General features: G+C 62.0%; 22 protein-coding genes and 1 pseudogene. 14 read left to right on the plus strand and 9 right to left on the minus strand.

Translation table 11 applies throughout. The annotated features are described in order from the left end of the window. Together ACE04I_RS01070 and ACE04I_RS01075 are read right to left on the minus strand one after the other, a co-directional pair. Entirely contained in the window at positions 1 to 306 is a 306-nt protein-coding gene (locus ACE04I_RS01070; protein WP_487206396.1) for a DUF167 family protein, read from the minus strand. Next, entirely contained in the window at positions 303 to 593 is a 291-nt protein-coding gene (locus ACE04I_RS01075) for a YggT family protein (RefSeq protein ID WP_046796274.1), read from the minus strand. Before ACE04I_RS01075 ends, ACE04I_RS01070 begins: the two co-directional genes overlap by 4 nt. A 138-nt stretch (positions 594 to 731) precedes the next feature. Between ACE04I_RS01075 and ACE04I_RS01080 the strand changes: the two genes are divergently transcribed. Further along, a complete protein-coding gene (locus tag ACE04I_RS01080) occupies positions 732 to 1,991 on the plus strand; it encodes an MFS transporter (protein ID WP_487206397.1) in 1,260 nt (419 codons plus the stop codon). Here the strand turns inward: ACE04I_RS01080 and ACE04I_RS01085 are convergent. The 6 genes and pseudogenes from ACE04I_RS01085 to hemC all read right to left on the minus strand — a co-directional run bounded on the left by ACE04I_RS01085 (position 1,979) and on the right by hemC (position 7,894). After that, positions 1,979 to 2,751 (minus strand): annotated as a pseudogene (locus ACE04I_RS01085) (glutamine amidotransferase). The gene ACE04I_RS01080 and the pseudogene ACE04I_RS01085 overlap by 13 nt on opposite strands. Before the next feature lie 10 nt (positions 2,752 to 2,761). Further along, a complete protein-coding gene (locus ACE04I_RS01090; RefSeq protein WP_487206398.1) occupies positions 2,762 to 3,241 on the minus strand; it encodes a tellurite resistance TerB family protein in 480 nt (159 codons plus the stop codon). A 19-nt stretch (positions 3,242 to 3,260) separates the two neighbouring features. After that, complete coding sequence (locus ACE04I_RS01095; protein WP_487206436.1) at positions 3,261 to 4,871, minus strand: heme biosynthesis HemY N-terminal domain-containing protein; 1,611 nt, start codon at positions 4,869 to 4,871, stop codon at positions 3,261 to 3,263. A 12-nt stretch (positions 4,872 to 4,883) separates the two neighbouring features. Next, a complete protein-coding gene (locus ACE04I_RS01100) occupies positions 4,884 to 6,158 on the minus strand; it encodes a COG4223 family protein (protein WP_487206399.1) in 1,275 nt (424 codons plus the stop codon). An 89-nt stretch (positions 6,159 to 6,247) separates the two neighbouring features. Then, positions 6,248 to 6,961: a uroporphyrinogen-III synthase gene (locus ACE04I_RS01105; protein WP_487206400.1), complete on the minus strand. Its 714-nt coding sequence runs from the start codon at positions 6,959 to 6,961 to the stop codon at positions 6,248 to 6,250. A gap of 3 nt (positions 6,962 to 6,964) precedes the next feature. Continuing rightward, entirely contained in the window at positions 6,965 to 7,894 is a 930-nt protein-coding gene (gene hemC / locus ACE04I_RS01110) for a hydroxymethylbilane synthase (protein WP_487206401.1), read from the minus strand. Positions 7,895 to 7,963: 69 nt separating this feature from the next. Here hemC and tsaD point away from each other — a divergent pair, with 69 nt between their 5' ends. The 5 genes from tsaD to ACE04I_RS01135 are packed head-to-tail and all read left to right on the plus strand — an operon-like array spanning position 7,964 to position 11,464. Then, on the plus strand, positions 7,964 to 9,061 hold the full coding sequence (gene tsaD, locus ACE04I_RS01115) for a tRNA (adenosine(37)-N6)-threonylcarbamoyltransferase complex transferase subunit TsaD (RefSeq protein WP_487206402.1): 1,098 nt from the start codon (positions 7,964 to 7,966) through the stop codon (positions 9,059 to 9,061). Next, on the plus strand, positions 9,058 to 10,047 hold the full coding sequence (locus ACE04I_RS01120; RefSeq protein ID WP_487206403.1) for an NAD(P)H-dependent glycerol-3-phosphate dehydrogenase: 990 nt from the start codon (positions 9,058 to 9,060) through the stop codon (positions 10,045 to 10,047). The genes tsaD and ACE04I_RS01120 overlap by 4 nt, the downstream gene beginning before the upstream one ends. Before the next feature lie 21 nt (positions 10,048 to 10,068). Beyond that, positions 10,069 to 10,362, plus strand: coding sequence for a YciI-like protein (locus tag ACE04I_RS01125; RefSeq protein WP_046796282.1), 294 nt, complete (start codon positions 10,069 to 10,071; stop codon positions 10,360 to 10,362). A gap of 6 nt (positions 10,363 to 10,368) precedes the next feature. Further along, the gene (locus ACE04I_RS01130) at positions 10,369 to 10,809 is read left to right on the plus strand and encodes an EVE domain-containing protein (RefSeq protein WP_487206404.1); all 441 of its coding nucleotides are present in this window, start codon (positions 10,369 to 10,371) and stop codon (positions 10,807 to 10,809) included. A 7-nt stretch (positions 10,810 to 10,816) separates the two neighbouring features. Next, positions 10,817 to 11,464, plus strand: coding sequence for a class I SAM-dependent methyltransferase (locus ACE04I_RS01135; RefSeq protein ID WP_487206405.1), 648 nt, complete (start codon positions 10,817 to 10,819; stop codon positions 11,462 to 11,464). A gap of 3 nt (positions 11,465 to 11,467) precedes the next feature. Here the strand turns inward: ACE04I_RS01135 and ACE04I_RS01140 are convergent, their stop codons facing one another. Further along, positions 11,468 to 11,839 (minus strand): hypothetical protein, encoded by a 372-nt coding sequence (locus ACE04I_RS01140; RefSeq protein WP_487206406.1) that lies wholly within the window; start codon positions 11,837 to 11,839, stop codon positions 11,468 to 11,470. A 300-nt stretch (positions 11,840 to 12,139) separates the two neighbouring features. On the opposite strand from ACE04I_RS01140, the gene sdhC reads away from it, so the two are divergent. From sdhC to sucC, 8 genes are all read left to right on the plus strand, one after another. Next, positions 12,140 to 12,532 (plus strand): succinate dehydrogenase, cytochrome b556 subunit, encoded by a 393-nt coding sequence (sdhC, locus tag ACE04I_RS01145; RefSeq protein WP_046796285.1) that lies wholly within the window; start codon positions 12,140 to 12,142, stop codon positions 12,530 to 12,532. Positions 12,533 to 12,544: 12 nt separating this feature from the next. After that, a complete protein-coding gene (gene sdhD, locus ACE04I_RS01150; RefSeq protein WP_046796286.1) occupies positions 12,545 to 12,925 on the plus strand; it encodes a succinate dehydrogenase, hydrophobic membrane anchor protein in 381 nt (126 codons plus the stop codon). Positions 12,926 to 12,932: 7 nt separating this feature from the next. Next, complete coding sequence (sdhA, locus tag ACE04I_RS01155) at positions 12,933 to 14,774, plus strand: succinate dehydrogenase flavoprotein subunit (RefSeq protein WP_046796287.1); 1,842 nt, start codon at positions 12,933 to 12,935, stop codon at positions 14,772 to 14,774. Positions 14,775 to 14,792: 18 nt separating this feature from the next. Continuing rightward, a complete protein-coding gene (locus tag ACE04I_RS01160) occupies positions 14,793 to 15,572 on the plus strand; it encodes a succinate dehydrogenase iron-sulfur subunit (protein WP_046796288.1) in 780 nt (259 codons plus the stop codon). A 219-nt stretch (positions 15,573 to 15,791) separates the two neighbouring features. Next, positions 15,792 to 16,322, plus strand: a complete 531-nt coding sequence (locus ACE04I_RS01165) for a protease inhibitor Inh/omp19 family protein (protein ID WP_046796289.1) — start codon at positions 15,792 to 15,794, stop codon at positions 16,320 to 16,322. Between the two features lie 22 nt (positions 16,323 to 16,344). Then, on the plus strand, positions 16,345 to 17,508 hold the full coding sequence (gene zapE / locus ACE04I_RS01170) for a cell division protein ZapE (protein WP_487206407.1): 1,164 nt from the start codon (positions 16,345 to 16,347) through the stop codon (positions 17,506 to 17,508). A gap of 177 nt (positions 17,509 to 17,685) precedes the next feature. Then, the gene (gene mdh, locus ACE04I_RS01175) at positions 17,686 to 18,648 is read left to right on the plus strand and encodes a malate dehydrogenase (RefSeq protein WP_046796291.1); all 963 of its coding nucleotides are present in this window, start codon (positions 17,686 to 17,688) and stop codon (positions 18,646 to 18,648) included. Between the two features lie 21 nt (positions 18,649 to 18,669). Then, positions 18,670 to 19,863 (plus strand): ADP-forming succinate--CoA ligase subunit beta, encoded by a 1,194-nt coding sequence (sucC, locus tag ACE04I_RS01180; RefSeq protein ID WP_046796292.1) that lies wholly within the window; start codon positions 18,670 to 18,672, stop codon positions 19,861 to 19,863. Positions 19,864 to 19,870: the final 7 nt, after the last annotated feature.

Here is a 19,870-nt window from a genome sequence, read left to right on the forward strand (position 1 = left end):
TCAGCCCCGCAAGACGGCTTCGAGCTTTTCTACAGTCTCCTCCGGATCGCCGTCGATCCGGAGGATTTTTTTGCGCGCCGTTTCTCCGGAGAGAATGGAAATCGAGGATTTCGGCCGCTTCAGTGTGCTCGCAAGCAAGGCGATGAGGGCCTTGCCGCTCTCGGGGATCTCGGTGACGCGGGCTTTTAGGTAAGCCTCGCCGTCGGTTCCGATTTCGATCCCGTCGAAACCGTCATGCCGGGCATTCGGCGTCAGGCGAATTGAGAGGCGAAGGTGATCCGATTGCCTGCTGTAGGGCCGGCTCACGCGACCATCGGATAGACGGTCGTCCACATCAGCGAGCGCAGGAAGAAGATAATCAGCAGGACGATGATGGGCGAGATGTCGATGCCGCCGAGATCGGGCATGATGCGGCGGATCGGCCGCAGGACCGGTTCGGTGATGTTGTAGAGGAAACGGCCGATCGCATCGACGAACTGGTTTCGCGAGTTGATGACGTTGAAGGCATAGAGCCAGGAGAAAATGGCGCTGGCGATCAGCACCCACGTGTAGAGGTTCAAGGCCAAATCTATGGTCTGAAACAGCGCGTACATCCAAGTCTCCAATTCGTTGTTGACAGACATGTAGACATTGGCGAACTAACGGGCAAGTGCCGCATATGCACAGCAGGCGAATCAAGTTCCACGGGCATTTCCGGGATTTGCCGCTCCTGCCCTTCCTGGAAGCCGCTCATGTCCATTCCCAGTACCGGTGATCGCTTTGCTGCCTTTCGGCATGCATCCTACGCGCGTTTCTTCGCATCCCGGTTTCTCGCCGCCTTCGCGATCCAGATTGTGAGCGTCGCTGTCGGCTGGCAAATGTATGATGTTACCGGCAGCGCGCTCTATCTCGGACTGATCGGCCTCTTCCAGTTTCTGCCCTCCCTTCTCCTGATCCTTGTTACCGGCTCGGTCGCCGACCGGTATAATCGCAGGGCCATCGTGGCCATCTGCCTCGTCATTGGTGCCGGTTGTTCGGCGGCGCTTCTGGGGCTGACGCTCGCCGGCGCCTTTGCTCCCCTGCCGGTCTTCGGTATCCTGCTCGTCTTCGGTGTCGAGCGTGCTTTCATGGGGCCGGCGGTGCAGTCGCTTGCGCCGAATCTGGTTCCTGAGAAAGATCTCGCAAACGCGATCGCCTGGAATTCCTCTTCCTGGCAAATGGCGGCAATCCTGGGGCCGGTCATGGGCGGCTTGCTTTATGGCGCAAGCGCGGTCGTGGCCTATTCCGTCGCGCTTGCGCTGCTGATCCTGGCGGCGGTTCTGGTGTTGATGATTCCCAAGCCCGCGCAGCGGAGCCCCTCGAAGGCGGTGAACTGGGAAGAGATTCTTGCCGGCTTCCGGTTCATTTCGAAAGAGAAAGTGGTGCTAGGCGCCATTTCGCTCGATCTTTTCGCCGTGCTGCTCGGCGGCGCGGTAGCGCTGATGCCGATCTTTGCGCGCGATGTGCTGGCGCTCGGGCCCTGGGGCCTTGGCCTATTGCGGGCCGCGCCCGGCATCGGCGCGGTCGTCGTTGCGGTCTGGCTCGCCTTTCATCCGGTCCGCCATCATGCCGGTATCGCGATGTTCATCGGCGTCGCCCTGTTCGGGCTGGGGACGGTGATCTTCGGCCTCTCCGAAACGGCTTGGATATCCATCGCGGCGCTGATGCTGATGGGCGCCTCAGACATGATTTCCGTCTACGTGCGCGAGACGCTGATCGTGCTCTGGACGCCGGACGAGGTTCGCGGCCGCGTCAACGCGGTAAACATGGTGTTCGTCGGCGCTTCGAACGAGCTTGGGGAGTTCCGGGCGGGCACGATGGCGTCCATCTTCGGCGCGGTGCCGGCGGTGGTGGTCGGCGGCATCGGCACGCTCGCGGTCGCCATTGCCTGGGCGCTTGCCTTTCCGAAGCTCCGGAACATCGATAGCCTGGAAGCTCCGGATCGCGAAAATACGGCGGCTCAGCCCGCCTGAAGGCTCCGCTTGGGTTCGGCCTCGGCTGGCGCCTTTTTCGTTGCGAACTGCCGTTCGAAGACCAGGTCCAGGAATTGCCACAGCCATTCGCGCAGAGGCTGGTCGAAGATCATGCGGCCTTCCAGGTGTTCCCGGCCCTGTTGGGCATTCGGCATGACGAAGCGATGTTCGCCGCGGACCACCCATCGCTGCATCATCGCCCGGGTGAGTTCCGCATGGAATTGCAGGCCCCAGGCATTGTCGCCGTAGCGGATTGCCTGGTTCGGATAGGCATCGCCTTCCGCGAGCAGATGGGCGCCGGTCGGCAGGCTGAAACCTTCGCGGTGGAAGTGATAGACCATCTTCGGCCAGTGCATCAGAAGCCGGCCATGTTCGGTGGCGTGCAACGGATACCAGCCGATTTCGGTGAGCCCTTCCTTGTCGGCAGCGACCTTGCCGCCCAGGTGCCGCACCATCATCTGCGCGCCCAGGCAAATCCCGAGAAAGGGCCGGTTTTCCTTGAGCGGCACTCCGATCCAATCGATTTCCGTCTTGACGAAGGGATAGGGTCGTTGGCGCTCATGGGGCCGCCGAAGATCACGGCGCCGGAATGTTCCGCCAGGGTATCCGGCAACGGGTCGCCAAGAACGGGACGGCGGATATCGAGAGGGTAGCTCTTTTCGACGAGCATCTGGCCGACGCGGCCAGGAGAGGAGCGCTCCTGATGGAGCACGATCAATATCGGCTGCTTCCTGGTACGGCGGGAGGGAAGAATCAGCATATTACGGTCCTCAATTTCCTCCCTGGTCTCCTCCCGAAACACGCGCCGCTGCCTCTTGGCGCTGCAAGACCCGATCGCGTGCCGAGACACCGAGAAGATCGGCTATCCGCCAGATCACGTGATCTTCGATCTCGTTCCTATCTCCATCGGCATAGACGATATCCCAGAGAATGCCGAGCAGCTCGATACGATCTTCTTCGTTGGCGAGATGCCGCTTAAGATCGGAGGTGAAACGATAATAGTCAACTGCTTCACGGCTTTCGTCGCGGCCGATCTCGATCAGAGCCTTCAGCCGCTCCTCGCTCAGATTGTAGCGTTGGCGAATGAGGTCGCGGAATTTCTTCTGCTCCTGCTTCGACACATTGCCGTCCGCTTCCATCACCTGAAAGCAGAGTGCTACGAAAGCCACGCGCGGATCGTCGGGCGCGAATTCGTCGGAATGGTGCGATGCGGTGAGCGTGTGGAGGAAGGCCTGGATGCGATCCAACATCTATGCTTGGCCCTCTCCTTTAGAAAAGCCGGAGCCTCGTCGCAGGTTGGGCGGCGTCGGGATCCTTGACGCCGGGATCATCCGGTGGTCGTCCGAAAAATGGAACCACCTCCTCGTCGGTTTCCGGTGTTTTTTCCTCTTGAGGCTTCACATTGCTGCGCGCTGGTGACCTTGCTGCAACAGGTGCCGCTTCCTTTTCGGCCTTCGGGACGGAAAGCTCTATGGTCGCGGGCGCCTTCCGCGGCTCTTCCCGCCGCGGTGCCGGGGCGATTTCCGAGGCCGGCGGCAGAGGGGCGATCGCATCGTCCGCCGCAAGCGTGCCTTCCTCCACTGGGCCTTCGAGCTGACCGAAGGGGACCTTCCATTCGAAGGCATCGAGCCTGCCGCTCACGGGCGAGATCGGCAGCCACTTCTCCGAAACCATGCCGTCAGCCACCCAGGCGGGGTCACGCGCAGCCCGGAGCGCTTGAGCCATCCAGTGCCGCACGCGGCCCTGATCGCCGGTTTCGGCTTCCTCGACATCGGCAAGCAGCAGATAGGCGGATTCGCGCGGGTCCATGCGGATGGCGGCTTCGGCCTTGGCGCGCGCCTTCCTGAACTGTTGTGCGTCGAGTGCGGCCTGAGCGACCGCGAGAAGCGATTCCACATTGTTCGGTCGCATCGCCTCGAGCTTTTCGGCCCGTTTCAATCGATCCACGGCACTGTCGCCGCTCCGTGCGCGGACATAGGTGCTGGCGATCTCCGGATGAGGCGTGAGTTTCCACACGCTCTCCAGAAGGGAGGCGGCGCGCCGGACATTGTCTTCGCGCAAATAGGCCTTGGCCGCAATCACCGCCGCAGGTACCAAATCCTTGGCAAGTTTCAGGGCGGCGAGCGCATCGTCGCGGGCTCCCTTCGGGTCGCCTTCCAGCCGGTCGCCGGCCTTGGCCGTCAGGAGAACCGCCTTCCATCGATCGGCCTGGCCCTTGTCGACCACGTTGGCGACGCGCTGCTGGTCGAGAAGGCGGATGGCATCGTCCCAATGGCCGGACTGACAGCGGTATTCGAGCGTAGCCTGGGCCGCCCAGGGTAGATAGGGAGCCTTCTCCACCGCTTTTTCCGCATATTGGCGGGCTGCGTCGTTGGCGCCCAGCCGGCGGGCCTCCATGTAGAGGCCCCGCAATCCCAGCTCGCGGGTTTCCGGGTCCTCGACCATCTGTTCGAATTTTTGCCTTGCCTCATCGTGCTTGCCCTCGATTAGGGCTGCCTGAGCTTCCAAAAGGTGGATCAGCGGCTCCTGATCGGCGCTCAGCAGTCCTTTGGTGCGGGCGCTCATCTTGCGGGCGAGGAGGGAATTGCCGGCTCCGGCGGCAATGAGGCCGGTGGAGAGCGCCTGATAGCCGCGATCGCGCTTGCGGGCGCGGAAATAGCGGCGAACCGAATGCGGCGAGTTCCAGACCCCCTGGAGGAGCCACCAGACGATCATTGCGGCGGCGACGAGCGCGACGACGAAGGTGGCGGCGACCATCACGCTCGTTTCGATAAGATGATCCTGCCAGGTGATGGAGATCAGGCCTGGCCGGTCGGCGAGCCATGAAAAACCCCAGCCGAGTGCGAGGACGAGGAGGAGGAAGGCGATTAGTCTGACCATCATAATACGTCCTCAGCCCTGTCGACCCGTGCCGCTCATGACGCGCGCGAGGCTATCGCCGACCAGCTTTTCCACCTGGATGCGCCCATCCAGTCCCTGCTTGAATTGCTGGGACGCGGCTTTTGCGGGCTCCGGCAGTTTTTCCCATTCCGCCGCCGCCCCCTGCAGGTCGTCATCGCGCAGCTTGTTCTCCATGCGGGCCACGATCGCTTCCGGCGTATCGCCCTCGGCATCACCCACGCGACGGACCTTCACGACGGAAAACGCGCTTGCCATCAGGCGGCTCGCTATGCCCTGATTGGGATCGGGCTGGCTCACGGAATCGAGGATTGCATTGGCTGCCGCCGGGAAATCCCGCAGCAATTCGGCGCGGGAAGGAGCGCCGGTGGCGCTGAATTTCCGCAGTTCGGCGACCGCGGGATCATCGGCGGCGAGGCCGGCGAAGGTTTCCAGCTCAGTGGTGAATGGCCCGCCCCGATCGACGGCGGCCTTCAACGCAGACGCGGCCACGGCTCGCGCCACCTGCTCTTCCGCTCCGGGCCGGTTCAGCTTGGCCTCGGCCTCGATCAGCCGGCGTTCGAGCTCCGCATCATTTCCGGCGGTGGTTTCCACGGCGGAGCGCAGGAGGTCGACGTCGCTCTTCAGCGCAGCAAGCGCTTCGGTGTCGGCCGGGGCGGGAGTGGTGCTGGAAGTGGTTTCCAGCGCTTCGACACGGGCCTGAAGCCCGGCGGTATCGGCAGTCGGCCTTTCCCTCAGTGTCGCGATTTCCTGCTGCAGGCTCGCAATCTGCGAGGAGAGGGCGCTGGTATCGGCGACCGGTGCTGGGGGAGGTGCGGGCGTTGCGGCAGGGAGATACCCCGCGTATTGCATGCTGCCTGCAAGGGCGAGCGCCACGATGCCGCCGAATATGCCGGAGGCGATCAGGGTGGAGGTCGTGGGGTTCTGACGTAGCCGCGTCTGTGACGTGGGTTCCGGCTGGCGCGGGGCAGTGAAACCGGCCCTGGTGTCGGCCTCCTCCGGCACATCTTCCCTGATGGCTTCTTCGGCGGAGGACGGTTCGGACGAGGCGTCCACGCCGCCTTCTTTCGTATCCTCGTTCTTACCGGCGGCGGCGGCGGTTGCGGCCTCGGTATCCCGAAGGCTTTCGTCTTCCGCTGGCGTGACCGGTTCGTCGGTGTCGTTGCTGCGTATCGGCTCCGCGACCGCGCTCGTTTCCTCGGCCGAAAGGTCTATCGTGACCGGCTCGTTGGCCTTTCTGGAACGGCGGGGCGGCTTTTCCGAAACCATGGGGACCTCATTCTGCATTTGCTTCTTGCAAACTAGTCGGCGGGCCCGGCGAAGGGAAGGGCCGCACGGGATTTTGCTCCTCACCTCGACTAAAGAAGGGCGAGAAGGCTCGGCTCCTCTGGTCTTTTCGCAATACGAAGGTCGTTGCGGAAACCCTGTGGAACGGCTTCGGCGACATTCTCGCTCATGCAGCAGAAGACCATGCCTGCAAATGCACGGGCATTTTGCCGCACGATATCCAGGCCGAAGAAGAGGTTTGCATTCTCCCTGGAGTAGAGAAGCACGGCATCGACGGGCGGGTCGATAAGCAGGCGGCCATCCCCCGGCATCACCGGGATCATTTCATAACATCCCGCCGTCACGAACGGGATACCGCGATGGCGAAGCCCTTCCTCGAAGGCGGGCGAGCGCGGTTTGCCGGCGAGGTAAAGCAGCGGCGATGTCGCCTGGCGCGCGCTATCGGTGCCCGCTATATGCGCCGCCAGCTCCGTGCCGGTGCCCGGCCCGACATGGATGAAGCGGAAACCCACCTCCCGGGCCGCATCGGCAGTGGCTTCTCCGACGGCGAAGAGAGCTTCGCCGCGATAGGGAGCCAGTTCCGGACCGAGTTCCCGCATGCAGCGAACAGCCTCGGCACTGGTGACGGCGATGGCGAAATGCGGCTCCTCCAGCGCTTCCGCCACTGCCGCCGGATCGTGTCGGGCCTCGGTCAGCGGAAAAAGCACCGGCTCGTGGCCCATCAAGGCAAGCCGTTCGACAGTGCGTCCGGCCGAGGCAAGGGGGCGGGTGACGACGACCCGCATGTCTTAGGTCCAGCTGTCGAAGAAGCTGGTGCCTGCAGCCGCGCGCACGGCTTCTCCTGCCCGCCGGCCGAGCTTCTCGGCCTCGTCGCGTGAGCCTTCGACAGTTATCGCATGCTCCTGACGGCCATCCGGGGTCAGGATGAGGCCGGAAAATTTCAGTTGGTGATCTTCGCAGACCGCGTAACCTGCGATCGGCGTGCGACAGGAGCCATCGAGTGTCTCCAGGAAGGCACGCTCGCAGGAGACCGCATCATAGGTCGGTTTGTCGTTGATCGCCTCGAGAAACGCATTGATACGAGTGTCGTCAATCCGGCTTTCGACGCAGATCGCGCCCTGGGCCGGAGCCGGAGGGAAGTCCTCGGGGTCGAGCAGCTCGGTAACGACATCTTCCTTCTTCAGCCGCTTGAGGCCGGCAAAGGCGAGCAAGGTGCCATCCACCTGGCCTTCGCGAAGCTTGCGCAGACGGGTATCGACGAGGCCCCGAAAAGTAATGACGTTGATATCCGGCCGGATGCGGCGGATCAGCGCCTGCCGGCGAAGAGAGGAGGAGCCGACCGTCGCGCCATCAGGAAGGGCGGTCAAGGTCGGCGCGGTGCGGCCGATGAAGGCGTCGCGAAAATCCTCTCGTGGCAGGTAAGCCGAAAGCTGTAGGCCATCCGGCAGTTTCGTCGGCATGTCCTTGGAGGAGTGTACGGCGAAATCGAGGTCGCCCAAAAGAAGCTGCTCCTCCAGCTCCTGTGTGAAAAGCCCTTTGCCGCCGATCTCGGCTAGCGATCGGTCGGTAATACGATCGCCGGCCGTCGACAGCACCACGATTTCGAACATTTCCTCCGGCATACCGTGCGCAGCCATCAGCCGCGCACGCGTCTCGGAAGCCTGGGCGAGTGCCAAAGGGCTGCCGCGAGTGCCGATCCGGAAAGGTTTTGTTTGCATCCGTTTCATTCCATTGTTACCGGAGCTTTCGTAGACCGGTTTGGCCGGCATCGCAATCAACGAGGGGCCATGGCGACCTTTCTTCGCATCCTCGGCATTGAAACAAGCTGCGACGAAACCGCCGCGGCCGTTGTCGCACGCCATCCGGATGGCCGCGGCGAAATCCTTTCGGACGTGGTGCTTTCCCAGCTCGAGGAACACAGCGCCTATGGCGGCGTGGTGCCGGAAATCGCCGCCCGCGCCCATGTCGAGGCCCTGGATGGGTTGGTGGAAGAGGCGCTCCATAGAGCCGAGGTGTCGCTCGACGATATCGATGCAGTCGCCGCGACCTCCGGGCCCGGCCTGATCGGCGGCTTGATCGTCGGATTGATGACGGCCAAGGCGCTTGCCCGCGCCGCCGGCAAGCCGTTGCTGGCGATAAATCATCTCGAGGGCCATGCGTTGACGGCCCGCCTCACGGATGGACTCTCTTTTCCCTATCTGATGCTGCTCGTTTCCGGCGGCCATACCCAGCTCGTGTTGGTGCGCGGCGTCGGAGACTACGAGCGCTGGGGCACCACGATCGACGACGCCCTGGGCGAGGCTTTCGACAAGACGGCCAAACTGCTCGGGCTTCCTTATCCGGGTGGTCCGGCCGTGGAGAAGGCGGCGCAGGTGGGTGACCCCGACCGGTTCTCCCTGCCACGGCCGCTGGTCGGTGAAGCCAGGCTCGACTTCTCCTTTTCCGGATTGAAAACGGCCGTCCGGCAGGCGGCGACCGAAATCGCTCCTCTGTCCGAACAGGACGTCGCCGATATCTGCGCTTCGTTCCAGAAGGCGATCTCGCGCACGTTGAAAGACCGCATCGGCCGTGGTCTTGCCCGCTTCAAGGCGGAGTTCATGAGCCTCGATGTCGAGCCGGCGCTGGTGGTTGCCGGCGGCGTTGCCGCCAACCAGGAGATCCGGCGCACGCTGCAGGCGCTCTGCCTGGAGCATGGATTTCGCTTTATTGCTCCACCGATGAGGCTCTGCACCGACAATGCGGCGATGATCGCCTGGGCCGGCCTGGAAAGGCTGGCACAGGATTTTCCCGCTGATGCGCTCGATGTTCAGCCGCGATCGCGCTGGCCGCTCGACAGTCACGCGAAAACTTTATTGGGATCGGGCAAGCGGGGTGCGAAGGCATGAGCGCGGCTGAAAGGATCGTGGTGGTCGGTGCAGGCGCCTTCGGAACTGCTCTTGCTGCCGTCGTCGCCCTCGAGAACAGATTTCCCGTGACGCTCATAGGACGGGATCCCGCACTGATGAGCGATCTGCGTGAGGATCGCGTGCATGATGCGGCCCTGCCGGGGGTGCCCTTGCCTGATTCCCTTGAATTTTCCGCCGAGCCGGATGCGATCGAGGATGCGAGCATCGTGCTCTTCGCCATGCCCTCGCAGGCCCATGCGGACGCCGGCAAGCATTACGGTCCCTATCTCGGGAAGGATGCCGTGGTCGTCACCTGCGCCAAGGGGATCGATCGCGCCTCCGGCAAGCTGCTGACCGAAGTGCTCGAGAGGGAGCTGTCGAACCACCCGGTTACGGTGCTTTCCGGCCCCGGCTTTGCGGCGGATATCGCCCGCGGCCTGCCGACGGCCATGTCGATCGCTGCGGAGGATTATGCCCTCGCGGAACGGCTGGCGCTTGCGCTCTCCAGCCGGACTTTCCGGCTTTATGCAGCAACGGACCGGATCGGCGTCCAGCTCGGCGGCGCGCTCAAGAATGTGCTGGCGATCGCCTGCGGCATAGTCGAAGGGGCGGGGCTAGGCGATTCCGCCCGCGCGGCGCTGATTTCCCGCGGGCTTGCGGAAATGTCGAGGCTGGTGACGGCGATGGGCGGCAAGGCCGATACCGTGCGGGGGCTTTCCGGACTTGGCGATCTCGTGCTGACGGGAACCAGCCACCAGTCCCGCAACCTGCGTTTCGGCATCGCGCTCGGCAAAGGCGAGCCTGCGACCACCGCCGGTGGTCCATTGGTGGAAGGCGCCTTTGCCGCGTCCGTTGCGTCCCGGCTCGGGCAAGCATTCTCGGTCGAACTTCCGGTTACCGATGCGGTGGCGGCCATCATCGACGGCAGGCTTGATATCCGCACCGCAACGGAACAGTTGATGACCCGGCCGATCACCACCGAATAGAGATTTTTCCAGGAGAAAGTGATGCTGTTTGCCTTCCTATGCACCGACAAGCCCGGCCATCTGAACGTGCGGATGGAGACCCGCCCCGCGCATCTGGAGCACCTGAACAAGCTGAATGCCGAAGGCACGCTGAAAATGGCCGGCCCGTTTCTCGACGACGAGGGTAAGCCGAATGGCAGCCTGGTGATTGTCGAGGCGGAAGACATGGCTGCTGCCCGCGCGCTTGCTGAAGCGGATCCCTATTATCTCGCCGGGCTCTTCGAGAAGGTCGAGGTGAAGCCCTATAACTGGGTCTTCAACAAGCCGGCGGAGTGAGCTTCCATGGCATATTGGCTTTATAAATCCGAACCCTCCACCTGGTCCTGGGAGCAGCAGAAGGCCAAGGGCGCGCAGGGTGAGGAATGGACCGGCGTGCGCAATTACCAGGCACGCAACAACATGCGCGCCATGAAGCTCGGAGACAAAGGCTTCTTCTATCATTCCAACGAAGGGTTGGAGATCGTCGGCATCGTAGAGGTTTGTGCCCTCAGCCATCCCGATTCCACGGCCAAGGACGACCCGAGATGGGATTGCGTCGATATCCGCGCAGTCTGCGATCTACCCAAGCCGGTCACGCTTAAGGATATCAAGGCGAACCCGAAGTTCGAGAAGATGTCGCTCGTCACCTCCATGCGGCTTTCCGTGCAGCCGGTGACGGAGGAGGAATATTTCGAGATCTGCAGGCTCGGTGGTCTCGACAATCCGCCGCGATCGCCGGACTGACCGGCCGGTGAAGACCGATCCCCGCAGCTTCATCCTCGCCAACACGGATATCATGGCGCCGCCGCATGTGCCGGAAATCCGGCTGCATCTGGCAGCCGAGGCGCATGAGCTGTGGTCGAAAACGGAGGAAGAGCTCGAGCAGATCGGTCTGCCACCGCCCTTCTGGGCCTTCGCCTGGGCTGGCGGGCAGGGGCTCGCCCGCTACGTTCTCGATCACCCGGAGGCGGTTGCCGGCAGCCGAGTCCTGGATTTTGCCACGGGTTCGGGACTGGTGGCGATTGCGGCGAAAATGGCCGGTGCGGCCCATGTCCTCGCGGCGGATATCGATCCATGGGTGGCAAGCGCCGTGAAGCTCAACATCGCCGAGAATGGCGTGGAAGTCGACTTTACCGATCAGGATCTTGTTGGAAGTGAAATCGATGCCGATGTGATCCTCGCGGGCGACGTCTTCTACGATCGCGATTTTGCGGCCGATCTCGTGCCTTGGTTCAGCCGGCTGGCGGCGGAGGGAAAACTGGTGCTGATCGGTGACCCTGGCCGCAGCTATTGTCCTAGGGACCGGCTGGAGGCATGCGCCGTCTATGAAGTGCCGGTCACCCGCGCATTGGAAGACAGCGAAGTCAAGAAAACCACCGTCTGGCGATTTATTATCTGATTATCAGCGATCGCCGCGGATCACGCATACGCCCATCTCATAGGAGCAGGCGTTCCTCGGATTGAAGAGGCCGCCTGGCGGCTCGCTCTCGACATCGATCACCTTCGCCATGGGAGCCAGTTGCGGGCCGGAAATCCGATATTCGCGAATCGAACCGGCAACGCGGTCGAGATTGAATGCCCAGGACGAGCTGCTGAATGTTCCCACGCCGCGGATGCGTGACACCGGATTGGTGTAGCCGATCGAAGGCCGCCACTTCGCATGATAGCCGCCGTGGCGATGGCTGCTGTTGTAATCGCTGCTAAAAGCCGTGGATGCGGGCAGGGTAACAAATATCGCCGCAAGCAGCGTGGATGTGATCTGAATCGGCGTCATGCCGGCCTCCGAGCGCGAAAAGCTAACGAAAGGTTAACACGAAGTGCCGTCGAAAAGGTCCGGAAATCCGTCTCGATGCATTAACCTTTGGCGGATATGGTTAACGCCGACGTCGAAGATTGAGGCTTGCTTCCCGCAGAAAAAACACAATCGATTAAATTTGAAATCCGTTTGAATAGTGCTTGTCGTTGAGGATTTCGGGGATTAAACCACGCCGATGATGCAATGCACATTTCTTCGGCACAGTGCATTGCCGGGCGTTCTGCCCCTCGATACCGCATACGACGCCGCGAGGTTCTGATGGCGAATGTGACAAACAACCGGCCCCTGTCGCCGCATCTTCAAATCTATAAGTTCATTCCCACCATGGCGATGTCGATCGTTCACCGTATTACCGGCGGTGCACTCTATTTCGGCACGATCCTGGTTGCTGCCTGGCTGATCGCAGCCGCTTCGGGCGAGGAATACTTCAATCAGGTCAATTGGCTGTTCGGCACGATCGTCGGCCAGATCATCCTGTTCGGCTACACCTGGGCGATCATCCATCACCTGCTCGGCGGATTGCGCCACATCATGTGGGATCTCGGCTACGGCTTCGAGAAGGAGTTCTCGACCAAGCTCGCCAAGGCCAATCTCGTCGCTTCCATCGCGTTGACCATTCTGGTCTGGGCGGTCGTGCTTCTGGTCCGCTGAGGAGAATAGACCATGGATATGCGTACTCCTCTCGGAAAGGTTCGCGGGCTGGGTTCGGCCAAGAGCGGCACCGATCACTTTTGGAAAGTCCGGACGACTTCGGTCGCCCTCGTTCCCCTCATCCTCTTCTATATCGTTTTCCTGATCATGCATGTCGGCAAGCCCTATGCGGACGTGGTCGGCGCGCTTGCCAATCCCTTCGTTGCGACGATCAATGCGCTGACCATCATCGCCAGCATCGTGCACATGCGCCTCGGCATGGAAGAGATCATTCAGGACTATGTTCACTCGGAAGGCATGAAGCTTGCGGCCCTCGTCCTCAATGCCTTCTTTTCCCTTCTTGTCGGCGGGCTCTGTCTTTTCGCCGTCCTGAAAATCGCATTCGCAGGATAATCCGGTCATGGCATCGATTTCTCCCATCGCCCAGAACGGCAAGGCCTATACCTATGTCGATCACTCCTATGATGTGATCGTCGTCGGCGCGGGCGGCGCGGGTCTTCGCGCCACGCTCGGCATGGCCGAGCAGGGGTTCAAGACCGCCTGCATCACCAAGGTCTTCCCGACCCGCTCCCACACTGTCGCGGCACAGGGCGGTATCGCCGCCTCGCTGCAGAACATGACGCCGGACAGCTGGCAGTGGCACCTCTACGACACAGTCAAGGGTTCCGACTGGCTCGGCGACGTGGACGCCATGCAGTACATGGTCATGGAAGCGCCGAAGGCCGTCTACGAGCTCGAGCATTACGGCGTACCCTTTTCCCGTAATGAAGAGGGCAAGATCTACCAGCGCCCGTTCGGCGGCCACATGCAGAATTTCGGCGCCGGCCCGCCGGTGCAGCGCACCTGCGCCGCCGCAGACCGCACCGGTCACGCCATCCTGCACACGCTCTATGGCCAGTCGCTCAGGAACAATGCGGAATTCTTCATCGAATATTTCGCGCTCGATCTGATCATGTCGGACGACGGCCGCTGCACCGGCGTCGTCGCGTGGTGTCTGGACGACGGCACGATCCATCGCTTCGCCGCCAAGATGGTGGTGCTGGCGACCGGCGGCTACGGCCGGGCCTATTTCTCGGCAACGTCTGCCCATACCTGCACGGGCGACGGCGGCGGCATGATCGCGCGCGCCGGCCTGCCGCTCCAGGACATGGAGTTCGTGCAGTTCCACCCGACCGGCATCTATGGCTCGGGCTGTCTCATCACGGAAGGCGCGCGCGGCGAAGGCGGCTATCTCGTCAACTCCGAGGGCGAGCGCTTCATGGAGCGCTATGCGCCTTCCGCCAAGGATCTTGCGTCGCGCGACGTCGTCTCCCGCTGCATGACGCTGGAAATCCGCGAGGGCCGCGGCGTCGGCAAGAACAAGGACCATATCTTCCTGCATCTCGACCATCTCGATCCGGCGGTTCTGCACGAGCGCCTGCCGGGCATTTCCGAGAGCGCCAAGATTTTCGCAGGCGTCGACGTGACCCGCGAGCCGATCCCGGTCCTGCCGACCGTCCACTACAACATGGGCGGCATCCCCACCAACTATTGGGGCGAGGTGCTGAATGCCGATAGCGCTAATCCGGAACGCATCGCGCCCGGTCTGATGGCCGTCGGCGAAGCGGGATGCGCTTCGGTCCATGGTGCGAACCGCCTCGGCTCCAATTCGCTGATCGATCTCGTGGTCTTCGGCCGCGCCGCGGCGATCCGTGCCGGCCAAGTTATCGACCGTGCGGCGCCTATCCCGGCGCTCGACATTACCGCCTGCGACAAGATCATGGATCGTTTTGACGGTTTGAGAAATGCCAAGGGCGGCACGCCGACGGCGGTGCTGCGCGACAAGATGCAGCGCGCCATGCAGGAAGACGCGGCCGTGTTCCGCACCCAGGAATCGCTGGAATCCGGCTGCCGCCGTCTTTCCGAAATCTGGGGCGAGATGAAGGACGTTCAGGTTACCGACCGTTCGATGATCTGGAACTCGGACCTCGTCGAGACGCTCGAACTCGAAAACCTGATGGCGAACGCCATCGCCACGGTCTACGGCGCGGAAGCCCGCAAGGAAAGCCGTGGCAGCCACGCCCGCGAGGACTATACGTCCGGTCCGTTCGGCGGTCGCGACGACGAGAACTGGCGCAAGCATACGCTCGCATGGGTAAGCGAGGCGGGCGACGTGAAGCTCGACTACCGCCCCGTCCATACGGAGCTCATCGCAGACGGCATCGATCCGCACAAGATCGAGCCGAAGGCTCGCGTCTACTGATCTCAAGGAACCTGCAATATGGTTGAACTCGCTCTCCCCAAGAACTCTCAGATGACCGAAGGCAAGGTCTGGCCGAAGCCGGAAGGTGCCAAGAACGTCCGGGAGTACCGCGTCTACCGCTGGAATCCGGACGACGGCCAGAACCCGCGCATCGATACCTATTATATCGATGTCGACGATTGCGGCCCGATGATCCTCGACGGTCTGCTCTACATCAAGAACAAGATCGACCCGACCTTGACGCTGCGCCGCTCCTGCCGCGAAGGCATCTGCGGCTCCTGCGCCATGAATATCGACGGCACCAATACGCTGGCCTGCACCAAGGGCATGGACGACGTGAAGGGCGCGGTGAAGGTCTATCCGCTGCCGCATATGCCGGTGGTGAAAGACCTCGTCCCGGATCTCACCAATTTCTATGCGCAGCACCGCTCGATCGAGCCCTGGCTCAAGACGGTTTCGCCGCCGCCCGCCAAGGAATGGAAGCAGAGCCACGAGGACCGCCTGAAGCTCGATGGTCTCTACGAGTGCATTCTCTGCGCCTGCTGCTCGACCTCCTGTCCTAGCTACTGGTGGAACGGCGACCGTTATCTCGGTCCGGCCGTTCTGCTGCAGGCCTATCGCTGGCTGATCGACAGCCGCGACGAAGCCAAGGGCGAGCGCCTCGACAATCTCGAAGACCCCTTCCGCCTCTATCGCTGCCATACGATCATGAACTGCGCGCAGGCTTGCCCGAAGGGTCTGAACCCGGCCAAGGCGATCGCCGAAATCAAGAAGATGATGGTCGAGCGCCGCGTATAACGGTTGCGACCATCGTGTTCATAGCCATGAGACTCGTCGCTGCCTTCCCGGCGGCGGCGAGTTTTTTTTAAATGCTGTACGAAATCGGAGCAGATGCCGGAATGACGCAATCGCGGCGAATTTTCCGGTACGACTTGATTAACCAAAGCGGTTTACGATAATTCGGTCTCAATTCAGGGGCATTCGCGGCGGGTACCAACTGAAACGCGGGAGTATGTGATGCAGTTCAGATATGTGGCGACGGGTCTTGTCATTGCGCTATCGCTGGCCGGTTGCCAAAGGACCTCCTTTAATCCTTCCAGCAATCTGCCGTCCCCGCCGCCTCTCCAGGCGCAGCCGGTTCCGTCGGTTCAGTCCAATTCCCTTCCGGCTCCCGGAGCAGCCAATCCATCGCAGTTCCCATCCGCGCCTACCGCTTCGCCGGAAATGGCCGCCGCCGCACAGACGGGGACGCCGCCGGCGAGCGCGCTCGATGTGACGAAGGAATCCATGGTCGGTAGCTGGCGCGTCGCGAATGCAGGTTCGAACTGCGACATGTTCCTGACGCTCACCAATCTCGGCAGCGGTTCCCGCGGCGGCACGCGCGGATGCGCCGGCGAACTTACCGCGATGGGCTCCTGGGAAGTCGCCGGCAAGACGGTGCAGTTCAAGGACCGGGCCGGCAATGTTCTCGGCCGCGTCTACAAGAGCGCCGACAACCGCTTTGACGGCACTACCAATTCCGGGCAGCCGATCAGCCTGAGCCGATAAGGCTCTCCGAGGTCCTGCCGGTTTGGAACCCATCCCCGAGTACACGCAAAGCGTTGGCGAGGAGCTCAAGGCGCTGACAGCGTCTGGAGCGCTCGCCGCGGATTCGGCGCAATTGGAGGTGGCGGCCAGGCTGGACCGCGTATTGCATAACCTTCGCGATGCCCGCCCGGCGAAGAAGAAAAGCGCGCTCGGCTGGCTCTTCGCCAAGGGTTCGGGCAAGCCGAAGGCCGTCCGCGGGCTCTATGTGCATGGTAGCGTGGGACGCGGAAAGACCATGCTCATGGACATGTTCTTCAAAAAGGCTCCGGTGGATCGGAAGCGCCGTGCGCACTTCCACGAATTCATGGCGGATGTCCATGGCCGCATCCATGCGCATCGCATGAAACTCAAGAGTGGAGAAACGCAGGAAGCCGATCCGGTGCCGCCGGTTGCGGCTTCGATCTTTGCCGAAGCCGAGCTCCTGTGCTTCGATGAGTTTACGGTCACGGACATCACCGATGCGATGATCCTGGCACGGCTTTTCAAGGAGCTTTTCGATCTGGGGTGCGTGCTGGTGGCCACGTCCAATGTCGCTCCGGAAGACCTTTACAGGGATGGCCTCAACCGCGGCCTTTTCCTGCCTTTCATCGATCTCCTGCGCCAGCATGTGGATGTGGTGACGCTCGATTCCCCGACGGATTACCGGATGCAGAAGCTTGCCAGCCTTCCGGTCTACGTCACACCGCTCGACGGCCGCGCCGATGCCGCCCTCGAAGCGGCCTGGCATCAGGTCACGGAAGGGAAGCGGGCGCAGCCGGCGGAAATTCCCATGAAGGGCAGGACGATCCACGTGCCGCTGGAGGCCGGCCGCGCAGCGCGGTTCACCTTCGCCGATCTCTGCGAAAGGCCGCTCGGCGCTTCCGACTATCTGGCGCTCGCCGATCGGTACGACGCCATTTTCGTCGAGCACATTCCGCGGCTCGGTCCCGAGAAGCGCAACGAGACGAAGCGGTTCATCATTCTTGTCGACGCCCTATATGACCATACCGTTCGGCTTTACGTTTCGGCGGCTACCGCGCCAGAAGATCTGCTGACCGAAAGGCGCGGCACGGAGGGCTTCGAATTCGACCGTACCGTCTCACGCCTCTTCGAGATGCGCAGTCCGGATTACCTTGAGCTCCACCGTGAAAAGCGACAGGTAATTTGACGGTTTCATGTCATCAATTCTTACGTTTACGTAAGAATTTTGTTATCTAACCGATTGAAAAATATCATCCGAAAATAATCGATTGCCAATCTTGGAAGATGCCGGTATGCCGGGAGCCACATTGGCGGGCATCGCCGTGCTCTGCAATGGACTTGGATCTCGAAAGGAAGCTTTTCGATGGCGCGCAAGAAGATCGCACTCATTGGTTCTGGCATGATCGGTGGCACGCTGGCACATCTTGCCAGCCTCAAGGAATTGGGCGACGTCGTCCTCTTCGATATCGCCGATGGTATCCCCCAGGGGAAGGGCCTCGACATTGCCCAGTCCGGTCCCGTCGAAGGGTTCAACGCAAAGCTTTCCGGTGCGAGCGATTATTCCGCGATCGAAGGCGCCGACGTCTGCATCGTTACGGCGGGTGTTGCCCGCAAGCCGGGCATGAGCCGCGACGATTTGCTGGGCATCAACCTCAAGGTCATGGAACAGGTCGGCGCCGGCATCAAGAAGTATGCCCCGAACGCCTTCGTGATCTGCATCACCAATCCGCTCGACGCGATGGTCTGGGCACTCCAGAAGTTCTCCGGCCTGCCGAAGAACATGGTCGTCGGCATGGCCGGCGTGCTCGACTCCGCTCGCTTCCGCCTCTTCATCGCCGAAGAATTCAACGTATCCGTCCAGGACGTGACAGCCTTCGTTCTCGGCGGCCATGGCGACACGATGGTGCCGCTTGCCCGCTACTCCACCGTTGCCGGCGTTCCGCTGACCGACCTCGTCAAGATGGGCTGGACCACCAAGGAGCGCCTCGAAGAAATCATCCAGCGCACCCGTGACGGCGGCGCCGAAATCGTCGGCCTGCTCAAGACGGGTTCGGCCTATTACGCGCCTGCCGCCTCGGCAATCGAGATGGCGGAATCCTATCTCAAGGACAAGAAGCGCGTCCTGCCGGTCGCTGCTCACCTGACCGGCCAGTACGGCGTCAAGGACATGTATGTCGGCGTTCCGGTCGTTCTCGGTGCCGGTGGTGTCGAGCGCATCGTCGAAGTCGAATTCAACAAGGACGAAGAGGCCGCCTTCCAGAAGTCGGTCGGCGCCGTCGCCGGCCTTTGCGAAGCCTGCATCAACATCGCGCCTTCGCTCAAGTAATTCAAAAAGGGATCAAGCCCCATGAACATCCATGAATATCAGGCCAAGGCTCTTCTGAAGGGCTACGGTGCGCCGGTTGCCGAAGGCGTGGCCATTTTGAAGGTCGAAGAGGCGGAAGCTGCCGCCAAGAAACTTCCGGGCCCGCTCTACGTGGTCAAGAGCCAGATTCATGCCGGCGGTCGCGGCAAGGGCAAGTTCAAAGAACTCGGCCCAGAAGCCAAGGGCGGCGTTCGTCTCGCCAAGTCGATCGATGAAGTCGTCGCTCATGCCAAGGAAATGCTCGGCAACACGCTGGTGACCGCGCAGACCGGCGAAGCCGGCAAGCAGGTCAACCGTCTCTACATCGAAGATGGCGCCGATATCGCCCGCGAACTCTATTGCTCGCTGCTGGTCGACCGTTCCGTTGGTCGGGTCGCCTTCGTCGTTTCGACCGAGGGCGGCATGGATATCGAGGCTGTCGCTCACGACACGCCCGAGAAGATCCACACGATCGCCATCGATCCGGAAGCCGGCGTCACGGCTGATGAGATTGCGAAGATCTCCAAGGCTCTCGAGCTTTCGGGCGCTGCTGCCGAAGATGCCAAGGCGCTCTTCCCGGCGCTCTACAAGGCCTTCAACGAGAAGGACATGGCTCTTCTCGAAGTGAACCCGCTGATCGTCATGGAAAACGGCCACCTGCGCGTTCTCGACGCGAAGATGTCGTTCGACGGCAATGCGCTCTTCCGCCACGACGACGTCAAGGGCCTGCGCGACGAGACTGAAGAAGACGCCAAGGAAATCGAGGCCTCCAAGTGGGACCTCGCCTATGTCGCGCTCGACGGCAATATCGGCTGCATGGTCAATGGCGCGGGCCTTGCCATGGCGACGATGGACATCATCAAGCTCTACGGCAAGGAGCCGGCGAACTTCTGTGACGTCGGTGGCGGCGCCGGTAAGGAAAAGGTCGCTGCGGCCTTCAAGATCATCACGGCCGATCCGAAGGTCGAAGGCATTCTCGTCAACATCTTCGGCGGCATCATGCGCTGCGACGTCATCGCTGAAGGCGTTGTCGCCGCAGTGCAGGAAGTCGGTCTGAAGGTTCCGCTCGTCGTGCGCCTCGAAGGCACCAATGTCGAACTCGGCAAGAAGATCCTGAACGAGTCTGGTCTCGCGATCACCGCGGCCGACGATCTTGACGATGCGGCGAAGAAGATCGTCGCGGCGATCAAAGCCTAATCTGGAA

It is taken from the genome of Rhizobium moroccans, assembly GCF_057559155.1.